This window comes from Bacteroides fragilis NCTC 9343 (assembly GCF_000025985.1).
GTDB lineage: Bacteria > Bacteroidota > Bacteroidia > Bacteroidales > Bacteroidaceae > Bacteroides > Bacteroides fragilis.
Genome location: NC_003228.3, coordinates 847,123 through 868,216 on the forward strand (window position 1 = coordinate 847,123; position 21,094 = coordinate 868,216).

Consider the following 21,094-nt stretch of genomic DNA (forward strand, 5'->3'; position numbering starts at 1 on the left):
AATCATGCAAAATACGGAGAGAGACCTGAAATTATATTACTCTATCAGTGAAGTTGCCCAAATGTTTGATGTCAACGAATCGTTGCTTCGTTTCTGGGAAAAGGAGTTCCCGCAGATATCCCCAAAGAAAGGGAGTCGTGGCGTGCGCCAGTATAGGAAAGAGGATGTGGAAACCATTCGCCTGATCTATCATTTGGTGAAAGAAAGAGGAATGACTCTGCCCGGAGCTCGCCAGAAACTGAAAGATAACAGGGAAGCGACGATCCGGAATTTTGAAATTATCGACCGTTTGAAGCAGATTCGTCAAGAGTTGATCGGAATGAGGGATGCTTTGGATGGGTTTTCAACAAGACGGGAAGAGGAGCAATGAGTGATTGTTCAAGCACTCATTGCTCCTCTTCCCGTTATTTAATTTATTGTTTTGTTAGTTTTCTACACGTGTCACCGACTTTATATTCGGAATCTTGCGCAGGTTGTTGCAAATAGCTTTTACATCTTCCACATCGTGCACATACAATTGGACCTTTCCTTCGAAAATGCCATCGTCCGTTTCCATATCCAGTTTCCGGATATTCACATTAAGCTGGCGTGAAATAACTTGTGTAATTTCATTCAGCAGCCCTACATTATCTATTCCTTTAATATAAATGTATACCAGGAACGAAAGTTTCTTGTGTGTATCCCATTCAGTGGCAATGATGCGGTTGCCGTAGCTGCTTTTCAGTTTGGCCGCTACCGGACATTGACGCTTGTGGATGATGATGCGGTCATTCTCGTCCATGTATCCCAGTACGTCGTCACCGGGGATGGGATGACAACATTCGGCCATGATATATTTCTTTTGCAGGGCATCTTCCGTCAGTTTGAGAATTTGTTTGGTGTTGATTTTTTCCTTTTCCTGCGGTTCTTTTTCCTCCTGCTGTTTATCCTTATTATTGCCAAAAGAGAAAGTCAGATACTTCATCCAGTTGCTGCTTTGTTTCTCTTTCAGTTCATTTTTGTCGGCATCTCCCAGAACGATGGTTTTGTTACCGATGGCTACAAGAAACTCTTCTTCGTTCTTCATGTTATGCAGTTTGCACAACTTCTCGATGACGGCTGCCTCCGGGCGGATCTCTTCTTTCTTAAAGAATTCATTTAACAATTCTTCTCCTTCTTTCTGGAAGGTTTTTCGTTCCTTACGCAGAATAGCCGCAATCTTAGCTCTTGCACGCGCAGTAGTGGCAAACACTTCCCATTGGGGCTGTACACGCTGTGACTTGGATGTCAGGATTTCCACTTGGTCACCACTTTGCAGCTTATGGCTTAGCGGCACCAGTTTATGATTCACTTTGGCACCTATACAGTGGCTTCCTATATCCGTGTGCAGTGAGAAGGCGAAATCCAGGGCAGTGGAGTTCTGCGGCATGGTTTTGAGCTCTCCTTTCGGGGTGAAGACAAAGATTTCCGAGGCGAATAAGTTTAATTTGATTGTATCGAGAAAGTCGATGGCATCCGGCTGCGGATCGTCGAGTATCTCTTTAATGGTACGCAACCATTTCTCCAGTTCGCCTTCGTCTTCGCTGCCTCCTCCTTCTTTATATTTCCAGTGAGCGGCAAATCCCTGTTCGGCTACATCGTTCATCCGCTCACTGCGTATCTGGACTTCGATCCACTGGCCATTATTGCCCATCAAAGTGACGTGCAGTGCCTGGTATCCGTTAGCTTTGGGGTGGCTCACCCAGTCGCGCAGACGGTCGGGATGCGGTTTATAGATTTTGGAGATAGAAACATAAATATCGAAACAGTCGTTCAGTTCCTCGTCTATGTTGCGTGGTTCGAAAATGATCCGTACAGCCAGAAGATCATAAATCTCTTCGAAAGGAACATGCTTGGTCTGCATCTTGTTCCAGATAGAGTAGATGGACTTCACACGTGCCAGGATTCGATATTTTAATCCCATTTTATCCAACTGCTCGCGTATGGGAGCGGTGAATTCGTTGAATACCATATCGCGTTCGGCAGCTGTTGCGTTCAGCTTTTCTTCAATCTCCTGATATTCTTCAGGATGTTCATATTTGAAACTGAGGTTTTCCAGTTCCGTCTTGATCTTATACAGTCCCAGGCGATTGGCAAGAGGGGCGTAAATATAAAGGGTTTCGCCTGCAATCTTATATTGCTTGTTGGGCAACATGGAACCGAGTGTACGCATGTTGTGCAGGCGGTCGGCAATCTTGATCAGGATCACCCGGATATCATCAGACATGGTGAGCAGGAGTTTCTTGAAGTTTTCTGCTTGTGCCGAAGCCCGGTCACCAAAAATACCTCCGGAGATTTTGGTCAGTCCGTCGACAATCTGTGCAATCTTGGCCCCGAAGATATTTTCGATATCTTCTACTGTATAATCGGTGTCCTCGACAACATCGTGCAGCAAAGCGGCACAAATGGAAGTCGAGCCAAGGCCTATTTCATTGCATACGATCTTCGCGACGGCAATGGGATGCATGATATACGGTTCCCCCGAGCGTCGTTTGATGCCTTTATGTGCCTGATTGGCGAAATTGAAGGCCTTGGTTATAATCTCAATACGTTTGCGGTGCTTGGTAGCAAGATAATCGTTCAGCAATTCCTGAAACGCTTGTTCAATCATCTGCTCTTCAGCTATTTCTTTCTGGTTCTCAGTGTCCATAATTTAGTCCTTTCGTTCCTTTTCTGCAAAAATAATCAAATTTAAACATCAGGCAAGCGAAAGGCGATTTATTTGTATATTTTCAAACGTTTTCCTGCGGAAATGTTAGTTCCCCGCAATCCGTTCCAGTTTTGAAGATCTTTTACGCGTACACCATATTTTGCCGCAATGGCTCCCAGGGTATCCCCGTTTTTGATTTTATAGTAAGTGGGTGTACCACTGCCGGCTTTGGCAGAGCTACCTCTCCTCTTGGAGGCTGAACTGTCGTCCCTGATGGCCACTGTACGCCGATTCTTGAACAGTTCGCCGGCACGGTGGGCATAAATCGTATCCTGACGGTCGATGAACGAACTGACCGCGTTTTGTGGAAGGCGCAGTGTGTACGACTTGCTTTCGCCCGGTATGATTTCTTTTTTATATTGTGGATTGAGACTTCTGATTTGGTCCATTGGGACGTTGCATAAGTCGGCGATCTGCTGGAAATGGAGGTTTTTGTTAACTTGAATCGTATCAGTGCTTTCGGGAATATTGGTTTCCATCGGGCAGATGTTGTGATCACAGTAATAGGTCATTACATAGTTCGCGGCGATAAATGCCGGTACGTAACCTCTTGTTTCTTTGGGCAGATAATTATAAATACTCCAATAGTCGGTTTCTCCTCCCGAGCGGCGGATGGCTTTATTGATAGTGCCCGGTCCGCAGTTGTAAGCCGCAATCACAAGATTCCAGTCATGATAAATGTCATATAGATCCTTCAGGTAGCGTGCTGCTGCCCAGGTTGCTTTTATCGGGTCACGACGGTCGTCCACCAGGCTGTTTGACTCCAGACCGTACATTTTGCCGGTTCCGATCATGAACTGCCACAAGCCTCCTGCACCGGCGCGCGATACTGCCGACGGGTTCAAGGCCGATTCGATAATAGGCAGATATTTCAATTCCAATGGTAAATTATACGCATCGAGGGCCTCCTCAAAGATAGGCATATAGAAGTTGCAGGCACTCAACATAAAAGAGACTTGATTCCGCAGGCGTCCGGCATACATATCAATAAATTTACGTACAATTTCGTTGTATGGCATCTCCATAACAGTCGGCATGCGTGATAGGCGGTCGATGTATACGGAGTCGCTGAACAGCGGGTTGATCTCCGCTGTACTGCAGTCTTTTCCTAAGTCGATATAATTCTTGGCTTTCCAGTCGTTGAGCAGGCTATCGAGAGGATAAGTCATACTTTTGGGAAGCTCGATGCTCTCTTGGCGTTCTTTGCCGTTGTCGCGAATCACTACGTCTACACTCTGTGCGTTTACCTTGGGTGTGGCAAACAAAAATAATAAAATCAGGGGGCAATAGTTTGCTAATTTCTTCATTCTTATTTGTTCAATCTTCATGGGTTAAAATCTGAGGCTGCATTGCACGCCTACCGACTTGCTGCCGGGTTGCAACGGGTTGTTATTTATAATAGTAGGTTCCACCCTCATACTCAGGTCGGGTGATATGTCGAAATTCGATAGTTCCGCATCCACATAGGCGTCGATGATGGAAATCAGATATACACCGATGACGGCGAATATACTGAGATCCCGATAGCGCCGGTATGTGTCCTTTCGTTTGCGGAGCAGGTCTTTCAGTTGCGTATCGGTATAGTTATGATTCGGAGGAAGCAAATCCTGAAAACTGTTGGTATTAGGATTGTTATCCATAATATCCATATACGCCTGAGCATAGTCTTTATACATTTTCCCGTTCCAGCTCAATGCGTAAGCACATCCGGCAAATCCACCATATATAATAGGTAACTTCCAGTATTTGCGGTTATAAATTTGTCCTCCGCCCGGAAATACGATGGCATACCAGGTAGCTTTCGTCGGGTTAGGTACGAAAAGCTTCTTGGACATGACGGGTGGCAGGCTATCTGCCTTTACGACCGATGGCATGACGGGTGTTTCTATCCTTTCCAGGTTCTGTCGGTTGACTTCCTCCAGGCTGTCTGCCGTAACGATAGCGGGTTTCAGGTTCTCCAAACTGTCTATCGGTGGGAGGACGACTGCTTTCTCCACTTTCACACTGTCGGTGGCCGGAGTAGAAACGACCGGCTCGCGATGGCGGCGTGCCCGTGCTTTGGGGGCTTCGCGTACCGGAGAAATGGAGTCTTGGGATACTTTGACAGGCTCCTGTGCATACACATCAATCCCTGCTACCTGAAAGAAACAGAGAAGCAGGGCAATGTATAACGGGTATGTTTTAGTTTTTTTTGCCATTTATTTCTTCAGTGAATCGAAGATTTCCATGATACGTTCCAACTCTTCTTCATTGCTGAAGGGGATGCTTATTTTTCCTTTTCCCTTTTCAGAACAGGTCAGTTGTACCTTGGTGTTAAAGAATCCCGAAAGGTGCTGTTTCAGCATATTGAATTCTTCGGGCAGTTTGGCCCGTTTCGGGGTTATCTTTTTGGTTCCGCTCTTTACGGCTTCTCCCTCGCTCAGCGATTTCACGATCTCTTCTACTTTGCGAACGGAGTATCCGTGTTCCAGAATCTCTTCGAATATTTTAACTTGTAGTTTCGGATCGCCTAATGTGATCAATGCCCGGGCATGTCCCATGTCTATCTGCTTGTTTTGCAGGGCCATTTGTATCGGTGCCGGCAGTTTCAGCAGGCGCAGATAGTTGGCAATGGTCGTACGCTTCTTGCCGACACGTTCACTCAGCCGTTCCTGTGTCAGGTCATATTGCTCTATCAGGTGCTGGTAGGCCAGTGCGATTTCCACTGAATTAAGATCCTCACGCTGGATATTCTCTATCAGCGCCATTTCCATCACGTTTTCATCATCGGCTGTCCGGATATATGCGGGAATAGTATCCAGTCCGGCTTTCTGAGAGGCGCGGTAGCGGCGTTCTCCGGCAATAATCTGGTACTCGTCGTCCGAGACTTTACGTAAGGTGATGGGTTGGATAATTCCTATTTCTCTGATCGAATCGGCCAACTCCTCCAGTGCCGTTTCATCAAACTCACGGCGTGGTTGGTTGGGGTTGACGGAGATTTTCGACAGTTCTATTTCGTTAATAGACGAAGAACCTTCGGTTTTCACCTCTTCCATGGAGAGTAGGGCGTCCAGCCCGCGGCCTAATGCATTTCTTCTCTGTGTTGCCATATCTTCGTTTATTTACTGTTTCTGCTTATTAGTTCTTTAGCCAGCGCCAAATGATTTTTCGCTCCGGTGGACTCTGCATCATATAAGATGGTGGGGAGGCCGTAGCTGGGGGCTTCACTCAGTTTTACGTTACGCTGGATGACGGTTTTGAACACCAGTTCCTGGAAGTGGCGTTTCACTTCATCATAGATTTGGTTGGCTTGACGCAGACGTGAGTCGTACATGGTCAGCAGAAAACCTTCTATTTCGAGTGCCGGGTTCAGTTTCGATTTGATGATCTTGATGGTATTCAGCAGTTTGCTGATTCCCTCAAGGGCAAAATATTCCGCTTGTACGGGGATAATCACCGAATCGGCTGCCGTGAGGGCATTGATTGTGATCAGTCCCAGCGAAGGAGAGCAGTCTATCAAAATATAATCATACTCTTCCTTTAACGGAGTCAGCACTTCTTTCAGTATCTTTTCACGGTTTTTGAGATTTAGCATTTCTATTTCGGCGCCTACGAGATTAATGTGCGATGAAATGACTTTCAACGAATCAATTTCGGTGTCATGAATAGCGTCCTGTACGTTGGCTCTGTCGATAATGCATTCGTAGATAGTACATTCAGATTGCTTGATGTCGACTCCCAATCCGGAAGAGGCATTTGCCTGTGGGTCTGCATCAACAACCAGTACTTTCTTTTCGAGCGTAGCCAGCGAAGCTGCGAGGTTAATCGTAGTCGTTGTTTTTCCTACACCACCTTTTTGATTGGCCAAAGCAATTATTTTTCCCATATTATCTAAATTTATTGGCAGCGAAATAAGTGATAAATCCTCAGAGCGCCTACTAAAAAATAGAAACTTTGCTTAATCTGTTGATAAGTCACCTGTTTTGTTAATAACTGCCAGGTGAGATACGGGCATTTTTTCTCTTTTTAGCTTGCAAATATACGTATTAAAATTGAATATCGATTCCTTTTTTTACTCACTTGCAGAAGATTAAGATTTGTAAACGGGTAGTCTGCATGGCTAAACATCAGACCCTTTCTGGGTTTACATGAAAAGAGAAGTGGCAAAACATCCCCATGTTTTGGATAATAACATCCCCATGTTCTATCTTAAAACATCCGGATGTTGTTGTGTAAAACACCCGGATGTTTTTATTCCTCTCTTTTATAGTTATCATCTATGGAAAATGAAGAGACTTTCGCTTTCCTATTTGGTTCTGTTGTCGATACAAGTTCTTTTTGTTACTTTTGTGCATTTCGAAAACATAAAATAACAGATAAGGTAGATTGTATGGAAAATAAAAGACCTCTGATCCTCGTCTCCAATGACGACGGCATCATGGCAAAAGGTATTAGTGAACTGATAAAATTCCTCCGCCCGCTGGGCGAGATAGTGGTAATGGCCCCGGATGCCCCTCGTTCCGGCAGTGGATGTGCATTAACGGTGACACAGCCGGTGCACTATCAGTTATTAAAGAAAGATGTGGGACTGACTGTTTATAAATGTTCCGGTACACCGACCGACTGCATAAAACTGGCACGGAATCAGATACTCGACCGGAAGCCGGACCTGGTTGTTGGTGGAATCAACCATGGTGACAATTCCGCTACCAATGTGCACTATTCCGGTACGATGGGGATCGTGATCGAAGGTTGTCTCAATGGGATTCCTTCTATCGGTTTCTCTATTTGTGACCACGCCCCCGGAGCTGATTTTGATGCAGCAGGACCTTATGTCCGGAGAATAGCTGCGATGGTGCTTGAGAAAGGACTTCCGCCACTGACTTGCCTCAATGTGAATTTTCCTAATACTCAGGAGATAAAAGGGGTGAGAATCTGCGAACAGGCCAAAGGACATTGGAGCGGAGAATGGCAGGCTTGCCCCCGGAGAGACGATGCGAATTTCTATTGGTTAACCGGAGAATTTATCGATCATGAACCGGAAAACGAAAAGAATGATCACTGGGCACTGGCTAATGGATACGTAGCGATTACACCTACTGTAGTGGATATGACCGCTTATCATTTTATGGATGAACTGAAATCCTGGGAATTATGAAATATTATCTGATTGTTGGCGAGGCTTCGGGCGATTTGCATGCTTCCCACTTGATGGCTGCACTGAAAGAGGAAGACCCGGAAGCTGAATTTCGCTTCTTTGGCGGTGATTTGATGGCTGCCGTGGGAGGAACAATGGTGAAGCATTATAAAGAGTTGGCCTACATGGGGTTTATCCCTGTGCTGCTACATTTGACGACCATTTTTGCCAACATGAAGAGATGCAAGGAGGACATCGTGGCGTGGTCGCCCGATGTGGTCATTCTGGTGGATTATCCGGGCTTTAATCTCGATATTGCTAAGTTTGTGCATGCGAAAACAAAGATACCGGTTTATTATTATATCTCTCCCAAGATTTGGGCATGGAAAGAGTATCGGATCAAGAATATAAAAAGAGATGTGGACGAGCTTTTTTCCATACTTCCTTTTGAGGTAGGATTTTTCAAGGGACATCGATATCCCATTCATTATGTGGGAAATCCGACGGTAGATGAGGTGACCGCCTTCAAGGCGTCGCATCAGGAGTCCTTTGCCGATTTTATTGCCGATAGTGAATTGGCAGATAAACCTATCATAGCTTTGCTTGCAGGTAGCAGAAAACAGGAGATTAAGGATAATCTGCCCGATATGATCCGGGCTGCTTCAGCTTTTCCCGGTTATCAGCTTGTGCTGGCAGCTGCTCCGGGCATTTCTCCGGAATACTATGCCAAATTTGTAAAAGGAACGGAACTGGCGGTGATTTTTGACCGGACTTATCGTTTGCTCCAACAGGCGGATGTTGCCTTGGTTACTTCCGGTACGGCTACTCTCGAGACAGCTCTTTTCCGTGTTCCTCAGGTGGTTTGTTATCATACTCCGGTGGGCAAATTGGTGTCTTTTCTCCGAAGGCATATTTTGAAGGTGAAGTTTATCTCGTTGGTCAATCTAATTGCCGGACGTGAAGTTGTCAGGGAGTTGGTGGCCGATACGATGACGGTAGAGAATATGCGGGCCGAATTGGAGCGTTTGCTGTTTCGGGAGGATTATCGTCGCAAAATGTTGGACGGTTACGAAGAGATGGCACGGTTACTCGGACCGGCCGGAGCCCCCCGGCATGCAGCTCGTGAAATGGTGAAATTGCTTAAAAAATAGTTTTTTATTCAATAATAAACAGGAGACCGGTGCAGTAAATGCCCGGTTTTTTTATTTATAGGATATAAGGATTAACTAAAAAAAGAGATGAAAAAAATAAAACTACTTTGGATGGCAATGTTGACACTGATGCTGCCGGCATTGCAATCGTGTGACGATAATGATGGCTATTCATTGGGAGATATAGCGGTAGATTGGGCTACGGTACGTGTGGTCGGTGGCGACACTTATTCGCTGAATGCTGACCGTTGGGGAACTCTTTGGCCGGCTGCAACTGCTATTCCATTTTATAAGCCGATAGACGGGCAACGGGTGATTACTTACTTCAACCCACTTTACGATAATTATGAAGGATATGATCATGCTGTGAAGGTAGAGCATAATTATAATGTCCTGACCAAACAGGTAGAAGATTTGACGGCTGAGAATGAATCGGAATTTGGGAATGATCCGGTTTGGGTTAACAAGGATATGATGTGGATCGGCGGGGGATACCTGAATGTCATTTTCCGTCAGAATTTACCGGTTAAGGAGAAGCATCTTGTCAGTCTGGTTCGTGATATGCGGGCTACAGCTGCTGAAGGAGAGGATGATGGATACATCCATTTGGAACTTCGCTATAAAACATACGATGATGTGACCGCTCGCCAGGCGAATGGTGCCGTATCTTTCAACTTGAATTCATTGGATCTGACCGGTAAGAAAGGCATTAAGGTGAAATTGAATTCCGTAAAGGACGGGGAAACGGAAGTGGTCTTTAACTTAAAGGGTCAGTCAATGCCGGAGGAAGCAAAGCAGGTGACGCTTTCGGATGAAGTGCAAATAAAATAAAAGAAGGTTAGTTAAAAGAATAACGGGCTACAAACAATAAGTTTCTGCTATCTTTTGCAGGGTACTTGGTGTTTGTAGCCCGTTATTTTTTTGTGACTTATTTTTTGGTCTGCTTTAGAGCAATGTCAGTGCATATAGGTAAATAACGCCTGCCGGTATAGCCATTAGTGAACTGTCGAAGCGATCGAGCATACCTCCATGTCCGGGTAGAATACTTCCTGAATCTTTAATCTGCAATTGGCGTTTCAGCAGAGACTCTGTCAGGTCACCCCAAGTTCCGAAAATGACAACTACCAATGCCAGTCCCGCCCATTCTGCCCATGTCATGATGGGGAAGTAGCAGGCAAAAACAAATGAAGAGGCAATGGCTACAATACCTCCGCCAATGGAACCTTCCCATGATTTTTTAGGTGATATGCGTTCAAATAGGCGGTGTTTGCCGAAAAGTGATCCGAAACAATATGCCCCCGTATCATTCAGCCATAAAAAGACAAAGATGGATAGAGGCAATATCGGATTGTATGATACGCTGCTTGCTTCCGGATCATTCTGGAAAGCAAGCACATTCAGCATGGCAAAGGGAAGCGCGATGTACATCTGGCTCAGCATGGAGTAAGCCCAGTTTAAAACCGGATTCTTCTTTTTGAGATATAACTCGCTTACCATCAGATAAATGATTAATATCAGGTAAGGAATAAATATTTTAGAACCGGCAGCGTCGATACAGAAACCCATAATGGCCAGAAACAGATAAGCTCCTCCCAACATGGTGATAGTCCGGTTGATGCTTACCTCTCCCGATTGGTTGACGAGATGTCCGAATTCGCGTATAGTCAGAGCGCTGACAGTGACAAAAAGAGTGCCGAAAGCCAGTGGATCATATAGTATACAACCCACTATGATGGCTACGAATAATATTCCTGTTATGGCGCGTTGTAAAAAGTTGTTCTTCAAGGTGTTGTTACGTTTTTAGTTTTGTGATGCCGCTGACTCTTGTTGCGTATTGCCCTCTTGAGACTCTGTTGCTTGCGGAGTAGTTGTGTCTACATCTTCTCCATCTGCAGGATGAACGGCGTTTTCTTGTTTGTTATTAGCTGCCATGATTTCCTCCGAACGAGAAGCCCAAGGACGTTTTCCAAAGATACGTTCTACATCCTCAGCAAAGATGACTTCTTTATCGATCAGTAGCTGTGCCAATTCGTTGTGTTGCTCTTTGTGTTCCGAGAGAATCTGTTTGGCACGTTCATACTGTTCGTTTACCATTCTTTTGACCTCTTCGTCAATCAGTTCGGCAGTTTTTTCACTATATGGACGCTGGAATGAATACTCATCATTATTATAATAGCATAAATTGGGTAGCTTTTCACTCATGCCCAAATATGCGATCATGCCATACGCCTGTTTGGTTACGCGCTCAAGATCGTTAGCAGCTCCGCTTGATACACGGCCGATGAAAAGGTCTTCAGCAGCACGCCCGCCCAAAGTAGCACACATCTCGTCGAGCATTTGCTCTTTAGTCGTGATCTGTCTTTCTTCCGGCAGATACCAGGCAGCGCCCAAGGCCCGTCCGCGGGGGACGATAGTTACCTTAATCAATGGATTGGCATATTCCAATAACCAGGAAATGCTGGCGTGTCCGGCCTCGTGCAGGGCAATAGACCGACGTTCGGCTTCCGTAGTAATCTTTGTTTTCTTTTCAAGTCCGCCAATAATACGGTCTACTGCGTCCAGAAAGTCTTGCTTGCCTACGAATTTCTTTCCGTGACGCGCGGCGATCAGAGCAGCTTCATTACATACATTGGCAATGTCTGCACCCGAAAATCCGGGTGTCTGGCGTGCCAGTAAGTCTACATCTACCGTATCGTCTATTTTGATGGGGCGCAAGTGTACGCCAAATACTTCTTTACGTTCGTTCAGATCAGGTAAATCTACATGGATTTGTCGGTCGAAACGTCCGGCACGGAGCAATGCCTTGTCTAGTACATCCACACGGTTGGTGGCTGCCAGGATAATAACACCGCTATTTGAGCCGAAACCATCCATTTCCGTCAGCAACTGGTTCAACGTATTTTCACGTTCATCATTTCCGCCCATTGCAGGATTCTTACCGCGAGCACGTCCTACAGCATCAATCTCGTCGATGAAAACGATACAAGGAGCTTTCTCTTTAGCTTGTTTGAAGAGGTCGCGTACACGGGATGCACCTACACCGACAAACATTTCAACGAAATCGGAACCGGCCAAAGAGAAGAAAGGTACATTGGCTTCACCGGCCACAGCTTTCGCAAGCAACGTTTTACCTGTTCCCGGAGGGCCCACCAATAGAGCGCCTTTAGGAATTTTACCTCCCAGGTCAGTATATTTCTGGGGTTCTTTCAGGAATTCCACAATTTCTTCTACTTCTTGTTTGGCTTCTGCCAGTCCGGCTACATCTTTGAAAGTTACTTTGATGGAACCGCCTTTTTCAAAAAGCTGGGCTTTCGACTTTCCTACATTGAATACTCCGCCTGCACCTCCGCTGGCACCACTGCCCATGCGTCGCATGAAGAATATCCATAAAGCAATCAGGAAGACAATCGGCAGTACATTCCAAAGTATTGCACTGAAATAGTCTTTTTTCTTATCATAGCTGACAGAACCGTCAAAGTGCGTCTCCTCTTTTTCTTTTTGTAGAAAGTTATCCAGGTTCTCGCGTGAAGGGGCTTCCGTAGTGATCATCGGATTCCGGCCTACACGGGTGGAATCTTGTTTGAATACGGTTCCTACGTACTGGGGTTTGATATAAATCTCAACCGAATTATCATCATAACCGATCACTTTACTTACATAGCCGTCACGTACGTACTGCTGGAACTCATCGTAAGAGATGTTCTTACTGACAGAACTGCTTCCGTTAGCGAAATACAGCCCTAAAAGCATTAGGGCGATAATCATATACATCCAGTTCAGGTTGAACTTGGGCATATTTACTTTATTGTTGGGTTTCTTGCTGTTATTGTCCATACTGATAGATTAATCAATGTCGGGAATTGTAGTTAACTTGGCATCTGCCCACAGGTGCTCCAAATTATAAAAGTTTCTGGCTTCCGGTAGGAATACATGTACTAATACATCTGAAAAGTCCATAGCTACCCATTCTGCATTTCGCTGTCCGTCGATGGCAGAGGGTTTGGTGCCGGCACCTTTGCGGGTAAATTCTTTTATGGAATCTACAATGGCAATGACCTGGCTGGGAGAGTTCCCCTGACAGATTACAAAGTATTTGCATATCGTGTCGTCTATGTTTGTCAGGTCTGCTATGACAATGTTTTTACCTTTTTTTTCTTGTATACCTTCGGTTATCTTTTCTATTAATACTTTCGTTTCGTTCATTTATAGGTTGAAATTAAATAATCAATGTTCAGTTTCTGTTTATAACAAGGAAAGGGGATTCTTTGTTTTCTTGTCATAAACGTGATATTTTTTACAAATATACGCTGATTTATTGTATCAATGAAAGTAATGTGCTAAATCTATTTCATTTTTTGTTTTTTTTTAGGGATGCATCTCTTTGGAATCCGGCATATTAGATATTTTTTTAGAAAAAAAGAGCGAAAAGTATTTGTGATTAAAAAAAACTTTGTACCTTTGCAACCGCAAACGAGAAACAAGAGATGTTGATCGTAAGTCACATTGGGCTATGGTGTAATGGTAACACTACAGATTCTGGTCCTGTCATTTCTGGTTCGAGTCCAGATAGCCCAACAAATTCACATTATAAATAAGTAAAATCCCTCTAAAACTACGGTTTTAGAGGGATTTTTTATCCTTTTAAGTCTTTTTGATAAAACAGTTGTTCGGTAATATCTTCGGTGGCAGAGAACCGTTTCTTATCGTTCTTTCAAACGAAATAATATAATCTGTTGATATTATGTAGGTAAATGGGGAATGTTTATACCTGTTTTTAATGTGTAACACTTGAATTTAGAAAAGGCGTATCAAAGAGATTCAAAATCCCTTTGATACGCCTTTTACATAGAACTAAAATTATTTTCCTTTATTCTTCTTTGATTGATTCATCGATTACTTTTATTTTCTGCAATACTAATTCTAAGTCGGATTTTAATTTTTCCACCTTGCGGTTGATTTCTGTCAAAAGACTATTTCCTTTCTTAGAAGAGGTAGTCAGGAAGCCCAAATTATTTTCATAAGTTTGGAGTTCATTTTTCATGTTTTCGTATGTACGGACTAATTTCTCACGTTCACGGTAGAGTGACTGGGAGCCTCCACTTTGAATATTGCCGATAGAAGATTTGAAATTACTCAGTTTCTTGTTCGATGCACTGATATTAAATCGATCGAAAAGTTGGTCAATCAAACCGTGATATTGTTTATAAAGCCTGTCTTTCTCTTTAAACGGTACATGTCCGATACCATTCCATTCTTTCATCAATTCACGAACCTCTTTGCTTGCTTCATCGGCATCCGTCGTTTCGTCAATAGCAGTTAAGCGGGCAATGATTGCCTTCTTCTTTTCTAGATTCTCTTGTTCTACAGAACGTTGAGAAGAAGTGGCCTTGCCTTTTTGCTCAAAGAAGTAATCACATGCAGTAATGAAACGTTTCCAAACAGCGTCCGAGTATTTTTTAGAAACAGGGCCAATTGTTTTCCATTCCTTTTGGAGCTTGGTTAAGATTTCAGCCGTTTCTTTCCATTCTGTACTATCTTTCAGAGATTCTGCTTTTTCGCACAATGCCTTTTTCTTTTCCAGATTAGCATTCATACCTTCTTTCAGCAACTTGAAGAATTCTCCTTTCTTTTTAAAGAATTCGTCACAAGCTTTACGGAAACGCTCAAAGATTTTCACGTTCATTTTCTGCGGAGCAAAACCAATTGTTTTCCATTTGTTTTGCAGGGCGATCACCTCTTGTGTCTTGGTTTCCCATGCCGCAAATGTTTTCAATTGGTCAAACTCAATAGCTTCTACTATTTCACAGATAACTGTTTTCTGATCCAAATTATGTTGTTCAGTCTCTTTTAGAGCTTCGAAATGCTGCTGATGGCGACGGTTGACGGCTGTAGAAGCGGCTTTAAAGCGATTCCATATTTCGTCACGTAATTCTTTGGCGACAGGACCGGTGTCACGGAACTCCTGATGTAGTTTCTGTAATTGATGGAAAGCGGAGACTACATCTTGTTCATCGGCCAACTTTTCGGCAGCTTCACAGAGATGTGTTTTAATCTCCAGGTTTTTTTTGAAGTCGTATTCTCTGAATTCATTATTCAGTTTTAATATATCATAGAACTTTTCAACATGCAACTGGTAGTTCTTCCATAACTCGTTCACTTTAGCTTGTGGCACCAATTTCACTTCGTTCCACTGCTGCTGTAGCTTTTTAAATTCGTTGTAGGATTTGTTGGCGTCATCGGGTGATTCCACTAACTCTTTCAACTCTTCGATAATCGATAGTTTAACTTGTAGATTTTCTTCCTTTTGCTTTTCAATCTCAGCTGCCAAGGCACTTCTTTTTTCTTTAATAGCTGCCATCAAACTTTTGAATTCTTCTTCCACGCCACTGGGCTGAGCAATAAATTCTTCTTCGGCACCACCATTCTCTACGAACGTTTTTTTCGCAGCCTCGATTTCGGCATTATGAATTTTATAGAAAGTTTGCTTTAAACCATCCAGTTCCTGCTTGTTTGCATTTTCAGCATCTTGGGCAACTTCTTTTAACCGGAGCAGCACCTCTTCTTTAGTGCTTAGTTTCGAAGCATTTTCTGTCGGTTTTTCCACAATAGTTTCTTCAGCCGGAGTTTCTGTAATTTCTTCAGAAACCTCAACTGCTTTTTTTTCTTCTTCTAATTCCCCTTGTTTCAAAGGTTGGTTAGTGTCATGAGAGTCCATCATTGTATATTCGTTTTTAGGAAAACAGGATTTGTCTTTAAATCCATTAGATCACAAATTAATGAAATAAAATGATTACTTCATACTATTTTCCTTTATTTTTTTTTAATTGAGCCATTTTTTACGATAATAACACCGTAATCCCCATATACATCATCATGCCGATGATATCGTTCGTAATGGCAATAAACGGTCCTGTAGCTATGGCCGGATCTATTTTCATCTTTTCGAGTGTCATTGGAACCAAAGTACCGAAGATGGAGGCAAACATCACTACTGAGAACAGACTGATGGATACCGAATAAGTGACTGTGGCGGTTGCTCCGAAGCGGATAAAATTATAGGTATATACCAATAAAGAGATGATCGTAGCATTGATCAAGGCAACTACGGCTTCTTTGCTGACTTGCTTGAAAGTATTTTTGGCGTCAAGGGAACTGTTGGCCAAGCCTTGTACGACGAGAGCTGACGATTGAGTTCCTACGTTTCCGCCTGTACCACCAATCAATGGAATGTAAAGGGCCATTTCGGGATGCGCGGCAAAAGTGGAATCAAAGTTCCCCAATATCATAGAGTTGCCAATACCTCCAATCATACCGATTAACAACCAAGGTAAGCGGGCAGTAGTCTGGCGGAGTACATTATCGTCTGTTTCTACATCTTGAGAAAGACCGGATGCTAACTGGTAGTCACGTTCTGATTGTTCACGAACTTCGTCCATGACGTCATCTACGGTGATTTGTCCTACTAGTCGGCCTATACTGTCAAGAACAGGAATGGCAACCAAGTCATATTTCTCAATAATTTGTGCCACTTCATCGATAGGGGTGTCTACGTGTACTGAGATAGGATCCTTCTGCATTACATGTTTTACTTTAGATACAGAGGGAGATGTGATCATCTTTTTCAGTGGAAATATTCCGCGAAGGCGTTCATCATCATCTATTACATATACATAGTAGATATCGTCGAGTTCTTCGGCTTGTTGGCGCATCTCTTTCAGACATTCGGGCATACTCCAGTTTTCGTTGACGGTTACCATTTCCGTACCCATCAAACCACCGGCAGTATTTTCATCATACTTCAGCAGGTCGACAATGTCTCCTGCCTGCTCGATGTCTTCAATGTGCGAAAGTATTTCTTCCTGTTTATCCTCATCCAGTTCACGCATCAGGTCTACTGCGTCGTCCGTATCCATATAGTCAACGAAGCGTTTGGCAATAGTTTCTGATGGCAGGATGTCGAGAAACTCTTTACGAACGTCTTCATCCATTTCGACAAGTACATCCGCAGCTGTTTCATTATCAAGTAATCGGTAGACGAAGCGGGCTTCTTCCGGGTTCAACTCGTTACACAATTCCGCTATGTCAGCAGGGTGTAGGTCGATAAGAAGCTCTTTTACCTTATCGGCATCTTTTTCTTCGATAAGTTCTTTTACGTTGTCAATGTATTCTTCGTTCATAATTACAGCCTTACTTAACTTCCTATAATAATAAGGAAGATAAGTTTTGTATATTACATTTCCTACTTTGTTAGTTCAGTCCGATAATCCGGTTGGTTCTTTATGGATTTTCTATCTGAGAAACTGGTTCTATCGGAACTTTTAGTGCTTGTTCCACCTGATTTGTCAGGTGGATAAACTCTTGCACCGACAGTTGTTCCGGTCGTTTATTAAACAGGGCGTCTTCTGTCAACGGGCAATCTTTACCTAAAATCGGTTTGATTGAATTTCGTAATGTCTTTCGACGCTGGTTGAAAGTTGTTTTTACAATTTGTTTAAATAGCTTGGGGTCACAACCGAGCTCTTGTGTCTCGTTGCGTGTCATTCGTATGACTGCGCTTTTCACTTTGGGAGGTGGATTGAACACCTGTTCATTTACTGTAAACAGATATTCTACCCGATACCAGGCCTGTATCAGAACGCTGAGTATACCATACGTTTTACTACCCGGTCCGGCGGCGATGCGTTCGGCTACTTCTTTTTGAATCATTCCAGTACAGCAGGGGATCAGATCCTTGTTATCCAGCATTTTGAAGAAAATTTGGCTGGATATGTTGTAAGGGTAGTTTCCAGTTAAGACGAAAGGATGTCCGTCGAACAAACGTTGTAAGTTCATTTTCAGGAAGTCATCCTCGATGATGTTATCTTCCAATGACGGATAGGCCTCTCGCAAATAGGCTACTGATTCGTAGTCTACCTCTACAACTTTTACCAACCGTTCTTTCTTAACAAGAAACTGAGTGAGCACACCCATTCCCGGTCCGACTTCCAAAATTGGCAAATCGGGGAATGTATCTACTGTATCGGCAATGTCCTGTGCCACTTTCAGGTCTTTCAGGAAATGTTGTCCGAGAAACTTTTTAGGCTTTACTAATTTCATTTATCAACTAAATAACTACTTTTGCAGCAGACAAAGGTAATTCTTTTAAATGAAGAATAAAGAATTAGGGATGAAGAAACTAATAAAAAAGGCGCTGAAACTTATCTTACCATTGGTTTTGGGAGGCTTTATCTTATATTGGGTCTATCGTGACTTCGATTTTGTGAAGGCTACGGAAGTTTTGCAACATGGCACAAACTGGTGGTGGATGGCTTTCTCGCTTCTTTTCGGCATATTTGCACAGGTATTTCGTGGTTGGCGTTGGCGCCAGACGCTGGAGCCTTTGGGAGCATTTCCCCGAAGAAGGGATTGTGTTGATGCCATTTTCATTTCGTATGCAGCTAGTTTGGTTGTACCGAGGGTAGGTGAGGTGAGTCGTTGCGGGGTACTTGCTAAGTATGACAACGTTTCTTTTGCTAAATCTTTAGGAACTGTGGTTACCGAACGTCTGGTAGATACTGTGACTATTCTTTTGATTACCGGCGTTACGGTTCTATTGCAAATGCCTGTGTTTGTTACCTTCCTTGAGCAAACCGGAACGAAAATCCCCTCATTCATGCATTTACTTACTTCTGTCTGGTTTTACATTATTTTATTTTGTACAATCGGAGTTATTGTACTTCTCTACTATCTGATTCGTACGCTTTCTTTCTTTGAGAAAGTGAAAGGAGTTGTGCTTAATGTTTGTGAAGGAATTATGTCACTGCGTAATGTGAAGAATCTTCCGCTTTTTCTACTCTATAGTTTTTTGATATGGCTTAGCTATTTCCTGCATTTTTATTTCACTTTTTATTGTTTTGCTTTTACGGCACATTTGGGCTTACTTGCTGCATTGGTTATGTTTGTTGGAGGCACCTTTGCTGTAATTGTGCCTACTCCGAATGGAGCCGGTCCATGGCATTTTGCCGTTATTACCATGATGATGCTTTACGGAGTAAATGCGACGGATGCAGGGATTTTTGCACTAATTGTTCATGGCATCCAGACTCTGCTGGTTATTTTATTGGGTGTTTATGGATTGGTGACTATTTCTTTTTTACACCGGAAGTGACGGGGGTGGATTAAATATTGTATGTACCGAACGATATATATTTAATCTCTGAATCCGCTTTTTGAACTTTTTTTATTTGAATTTCTTCCGGTAATTCTTTCTTTTCCATTCTTTTTAGTAGCTTTGACCTTCAGAAATTGATTTAAAACCTATAAATAATTCATTTATGAGCACAATTCTTGATTTAGCTCCACAAAATGTATGGAAGCACTTTTATTCTTTGACACAGATTCCCCGGCCATCGGGACATATGGAAAAAATTACCGAATTTCTGGTAAACTTCGGTAATAGTCTTGGATTGAAAACTTTTGTGGATGATGCCGGTAATGTGATTATCCGTAAACCCGCCACTCCGGGGATGGAGAATCGTAAAGGAGTTATCCTTCAGGCACATATGGATATGGTTCCGCAGAAAAATAACGATACGGTTCACGATTTTGAGAAAGATCCGATCGAAACTTATATAGATGGTGAATGGGTAAAAGCGAAAGGTACTACATTGGGGGCCGATAATGGTTTGGGTGTAGCTGCTATCATGGCTGTTCTTGAAGATCAGAATCTAAAACACGGGCCATTGGAGGCTTTGATTACGAAAGATGAAGAAACGGGCATGTATGGTGCTTTTGGCTTAAAACCGGGTACGGTGAATGGCGAAATATTGCTTAATCTTGATTCTGAAGATGAAGGTGAACTTTATATTGGCTGTGCCGGTGGTATGGATGTAACAGCTTCTCTTGAATATAAGGAAGTTGCTCCGGAAGAAGGTGATATCGCTATTAGAGTGAATCTGAAAGGTCTTCGTGGAGGACATTCCGGATTGGAGATTAATCAGGGACGTGCCAATGCCAACAAATTGTTGGTACGTTTTATACGTGAGGCAGTAGCAACTTATGAAGCCCGCCTGGCAAGCTGGGAAGGCGGAAATATGCGGAATGCCATACCTCGCGAGGCACATGCTGTAGTGACTATTCCTGCTGAAAATGAAGAAGAATTGTTGGCTTTGGTGAAATATTGTGAAGATCTTTTCAATGAAGAGTTCAAAGCGATCGAAACTCCTATCAGCTTTACTGCAGAACGGGTAGAATTACCTGCAGGAGAAGTTCCTGAAGAAATCCAGGATAATCTGATCGATGCTATTTTTGCTTGCCAGAATGGTGTGATGCGTATGATTCCTACTATTCCCGATACCGTGGAAACCTCTTCAAATTTAGCTATCATCAATATTGGTGAAGGTAAAGCCTCTTTCAAAATCCTTGCGCGCAGTTCCAGTGACAGTATGAAGGAATGTCTGACTACCAGTTTGGAATGTTGTTTTTCTATGGCAGGTATGAAGGTAGAGATGACCGGAGGCTATTCCGGATGGCAACCCGATATTAATTCTCCGATTTTACATGCTATGAAGGAATCTTACAAGAAGCAGTTTGGTACAGAACCGGCAGTGAAAGTAATTCATGCCGGATTGGAATGTGGTATCATCGGAGCTATTATTCCTGGGTTGGATATGATTTCATTTGGGCCAACACTACGCTCTCCGCATTCTCCCGATGAAAGAGCTTTGATTCCGACAGTTCAAAAATTCTATGACTTTTTAATTGCTACTTTGGAGCAGACTCCAATGAAATAAATAAAGTCCATTGATAGTGAAAAGAGGTAAGCGTGGTGTAAACGCTTTCCTCTTTTCTTTTTAGTGTCTTTTCTACTTTTGAAAACTATCTTTCTTCCTGTCTACTTTATGACGGCCTGTCATTCGGATGTGAGATATTGTCAGTTGCAGCCTGTCTTTTTGACTCCCTTATTGTCCTGTTTTGTCTTTTGATTACCATCCGGGACTCTTTTTCTTGATATACATCAAGAAATGTGTTTTAAAACATGTTTTTATCTTGCTTTTGAGTACAACGTATCTGTTTTGGTTTTACTTTTGTGTTGTAAAACATAAAAATTAGGATAACAAA

The 21,094-nt window shown here is 43.1% G+C and carries 17 protein-coding genes and 1 tRNA gene; 7 read left to right on the top strand and 11 right to left on the bottom strand.

Annotated features, from left to right (window positions below):
• The first annotated feature begins 4 nt into the window (after positions 1-4).
• A complete protein-coding gene (locus BF9343_RS03225) occupies positions 5-370 on the top strand; it encodes a MerR family transcriptional regulator (RefSeq protein WP_005784840.1) in 366 nt (121 codons plus the stop codon).
• A 54-nt stretch (positions 371-424) separates the two neighbouring features.
• On the opposite strand, the gene BF9343_RS03230 is transcribed toward BF9343_RS03225, so the two are convergent.
• The 5 genes from BF9343_RS03230 to BF9343_RS03250 all read right to left on the bottom strand — a co-directional run bounded on the left by BF9343_RS03230 (position 425) and on the right by BF9343_RS03250 (position 6,593).
• Positions 425-2,668, bottom strand: coding sequence for a RelA/SpoT family protein (locus tag BF9343_RS03230; protein WP_010992146.1), 2,244 nt, complete (start codon positions 2,666-2,668; stop codon positions 425-427).
• A gap of 68 nt (positions 2,669-2,736) precedes the next feature.
• Positions 2,737-4,035 (bottom strand): lytic transglycosylase domain-containing protein, encoded by a 1,299-nt coding sequence (locus tag BF9343_RS03235; protein WP_005784844.1) that lies wholly within the window; start codon positions 4,033-4,035, stop codon positions 2,737-2,739.
• 24 nt (positions 4,036-4,059) lie between these two features.
• Positions 4,060-4,926 carry a DUF5683 domain-containing protein gene (locus tag BF9343_RS03240; RefSeq protein WP_010992148.1) on the bottom strand — a complete coding sequence of 289 codons (867 nt, stop codon included), beginning with the start codon at positions 4,924-4,926 and terminating at the stop codon, positions 4,060-4,062.
• A complete protein-coding gene (locus tag BF9343_RS03245) occupies positions 4,927-5,817 on the bottom strand; it encodes a ParB/RepB/Spo0J family partition protein (protein WP_005775476.1) in 891 nt (296 codons plus the stop codon).
• Between the two features lie 8 nt (positions 5,818-5,825).
• A complete protein-coding gene (locus tag BF9343_RS03250) occupies positions 5,826-6,593 on the bottom strand; it encodes a ParA family protein (RefSeq protein WP_005784850.1) in 768 nt (255 codons plus the stop codon).
• A gap of 504 nt (positions 6,594-7,097) precedes the next feature.
• Between BF9343_RS03250 and surE the strand changes: the two genes are divergently transcribed.
• The 3 genes from surE to BF9343_RS03265 all read left to right on the top strand — a co-directional run bounded on the left by surE (position 7,098) and on the right by BF9343_RS03265 (position 9,826).
• Complete coding sequence (surE, locus tag BF9343_RS03255) at positions 7,098-7,865, top strand: 5'/3'-nucleotidase SurE (RefSeq protein WP_005784852.1); 768 nt, start codon at positions 7,098-7,100, stop codon at positions 7,863-7,865.
• Positions 7,862-8,995, top strand: a complete 1,134-nt coding sequence (gene lpxB / locus BF9343_RS03260; protein WP_005796212.1) for a lipid-A-disaccharide synthase — start codon at positions 7,862-7,864, stop codon at positions 8,993-8,995. The genes surE and lpxB overlap by 4 nt, the downstream gene beginning before the upstream one ends.
• Positions 8,996-9,082: 87 nt before the next feature.
• Positions 9,083-9,826, top strand: coding sequence for a NigD1/NigD2 family lipoprotein (locus BF9343_RS03265; RefSeq protein ID WP_010992150.1), 744 nt, complete (start codon positions 9,083-9,085; stop codon positions 9,824-9,826).
• 114 nt (positions 9,827-9,940) lie between these two features.
• Here the strand turns inward: BF9343_RS03265 and BF9343_RS03270 are convergent, their stop codons facing one another.
• The 3 genes from BF9343_RS03270 to rsfS are packed head-to-tail and all read right to left on the bottom strand — an operon-like array spanning position 9,941 to position 13,198.
• Positions 9,941-10,780 carry a phosphatidate cytidylyltransferase gene (locus tag BF9343_RS03270; protein WP_010992151.1) on the bottom strand — a complete coding sequence of 280 codons (840 nt, stop codon included), beginning with the start codon at positions 10,778-10,780 and terminating at the stop codon, positions 9,941-9,943.
• Between the two features lie 15 nt (positions 10,781-10,795).
• Positions 10,796-12,829, bottom strand: coding sequence for an ATP-dependent zinc metalloprotease FtsH (gene ftsH, locus BF9343_RS03275; RefSeq protein ID WP_017142128.1), 2,034 nt, complete (start codon positions 12,827-12,829; stop codon positions 10,796-10,798).
• Positions 12,830-12,838: 9 nt separating this feature from the next.
• On the bottom strand, positions 12,839-13,198 hold the full coding sequence (gene rsfS, locus BF9343_RS03280) for a ribosome silencing factor (RefSeq protein WP_005784862.1): 360 nt from the start codon (positions 13,196-13,198) through the stop codon (positions 12,839-12,841).
• A 301-nt stretch (positions 13,199-13,499) separates the two neighbouring features.
• Between rsfS and BF9343_RS03285 the strand changes: the two genes are divergently transcribed.
• Positions 13,500-13,570: transfer RNA gene (locus tag BF9343_RS03285), tRNA-Gln, on the top strand.
• Between the two features lie 292 nt (positions 13,571-13,862).
• Here BF9343_RS03285 and BF9343_RS03290 read toward each other — a convergent pair.
• The 3 genes from BF9343_RS03290 to rsmA all read right to left on the bottom strand — a co-directional run bounded on the left by BF9343_RS03290 (position 13,863) and on the right by rsmA (position 18,091).
• Positions 13,863-15,713: a DUF349 domain-containing protein gene (locus tag BF9343_RS03290; RefSeq protein WP_005796206.1), complete on the bottom strand. Its 1,851-nt coding sequence runs from the start codon at positions 15,711-15,713 to the stop codon at positions 13,863-13,865.
• A 118-nt stretch (positions 15,714-15,831) separates the two neighbouring features.
• Positions 15,832-17,172: a magnesium transporter gene (gene mgtE / locus BF9343_RS03295; RefSeq protein ID WP_005784864.1), complete on the bottom strand. Its 1,341-nt coding sequence runs from the start codon at positions 17,170-17,172 to the stop codon at positions 15,832-15,834.
• 100 nt (positions 17,173-17,272) lie between these two features.
• Positions 17,273-18,091, bottom strand: a complete 819-nt coding sequence (gene rsmA, locus BF9343_RS03300) for a 16S rRNA (adenine(1518)-N(6)/adenine(1519)-N(6))-dimethyltransferase RsmA (RefSeq protein ID WP_005784867.1) — start codon at positions 18,089-18,091, stop codon at positions 17,273-17,275.
• A 49-nt stretch (positions 18,092-18,140) separates the two neighbouring features.
• Here rsmA and BF9343_RS03305 point away from each other — a divergent pair, with 49 nt between their 5' ends.
• Both BF9343_RS03305 and BF9343_RS03310 read left to right on the top strand, forming a co-directional pair.
• The gene (locus BF9343_RS03305; RefSeq protein WP_005784868.1) at positions 18,141-19,142 is read left to right on the top strand and encodes a lysylphosphatidylglycerol synthase transmembrane domain-containing protein; all 1,002 of its coding nucleotides are present in this window, start codon (positions 18,141-18,143) and stop codon (positions 19,140-19,142) included.
• A gap of 166 nt (positions 19,143-19,308) precedes the next feature.
• Complete coding sequence (locus tag BF9343_RS03310; RefSeq protein ID WP_005784872.1) at positions 19,309-20,766, top strand: aminoacyl-histidine dipeptidase; 1,458 nt, start codon at positions 19,309-19,311, stop codon at positions 20,764-20,766.
• The last annotated feature ends 328 nt before the right edge of the window (positions 20,767-21,094 follow it).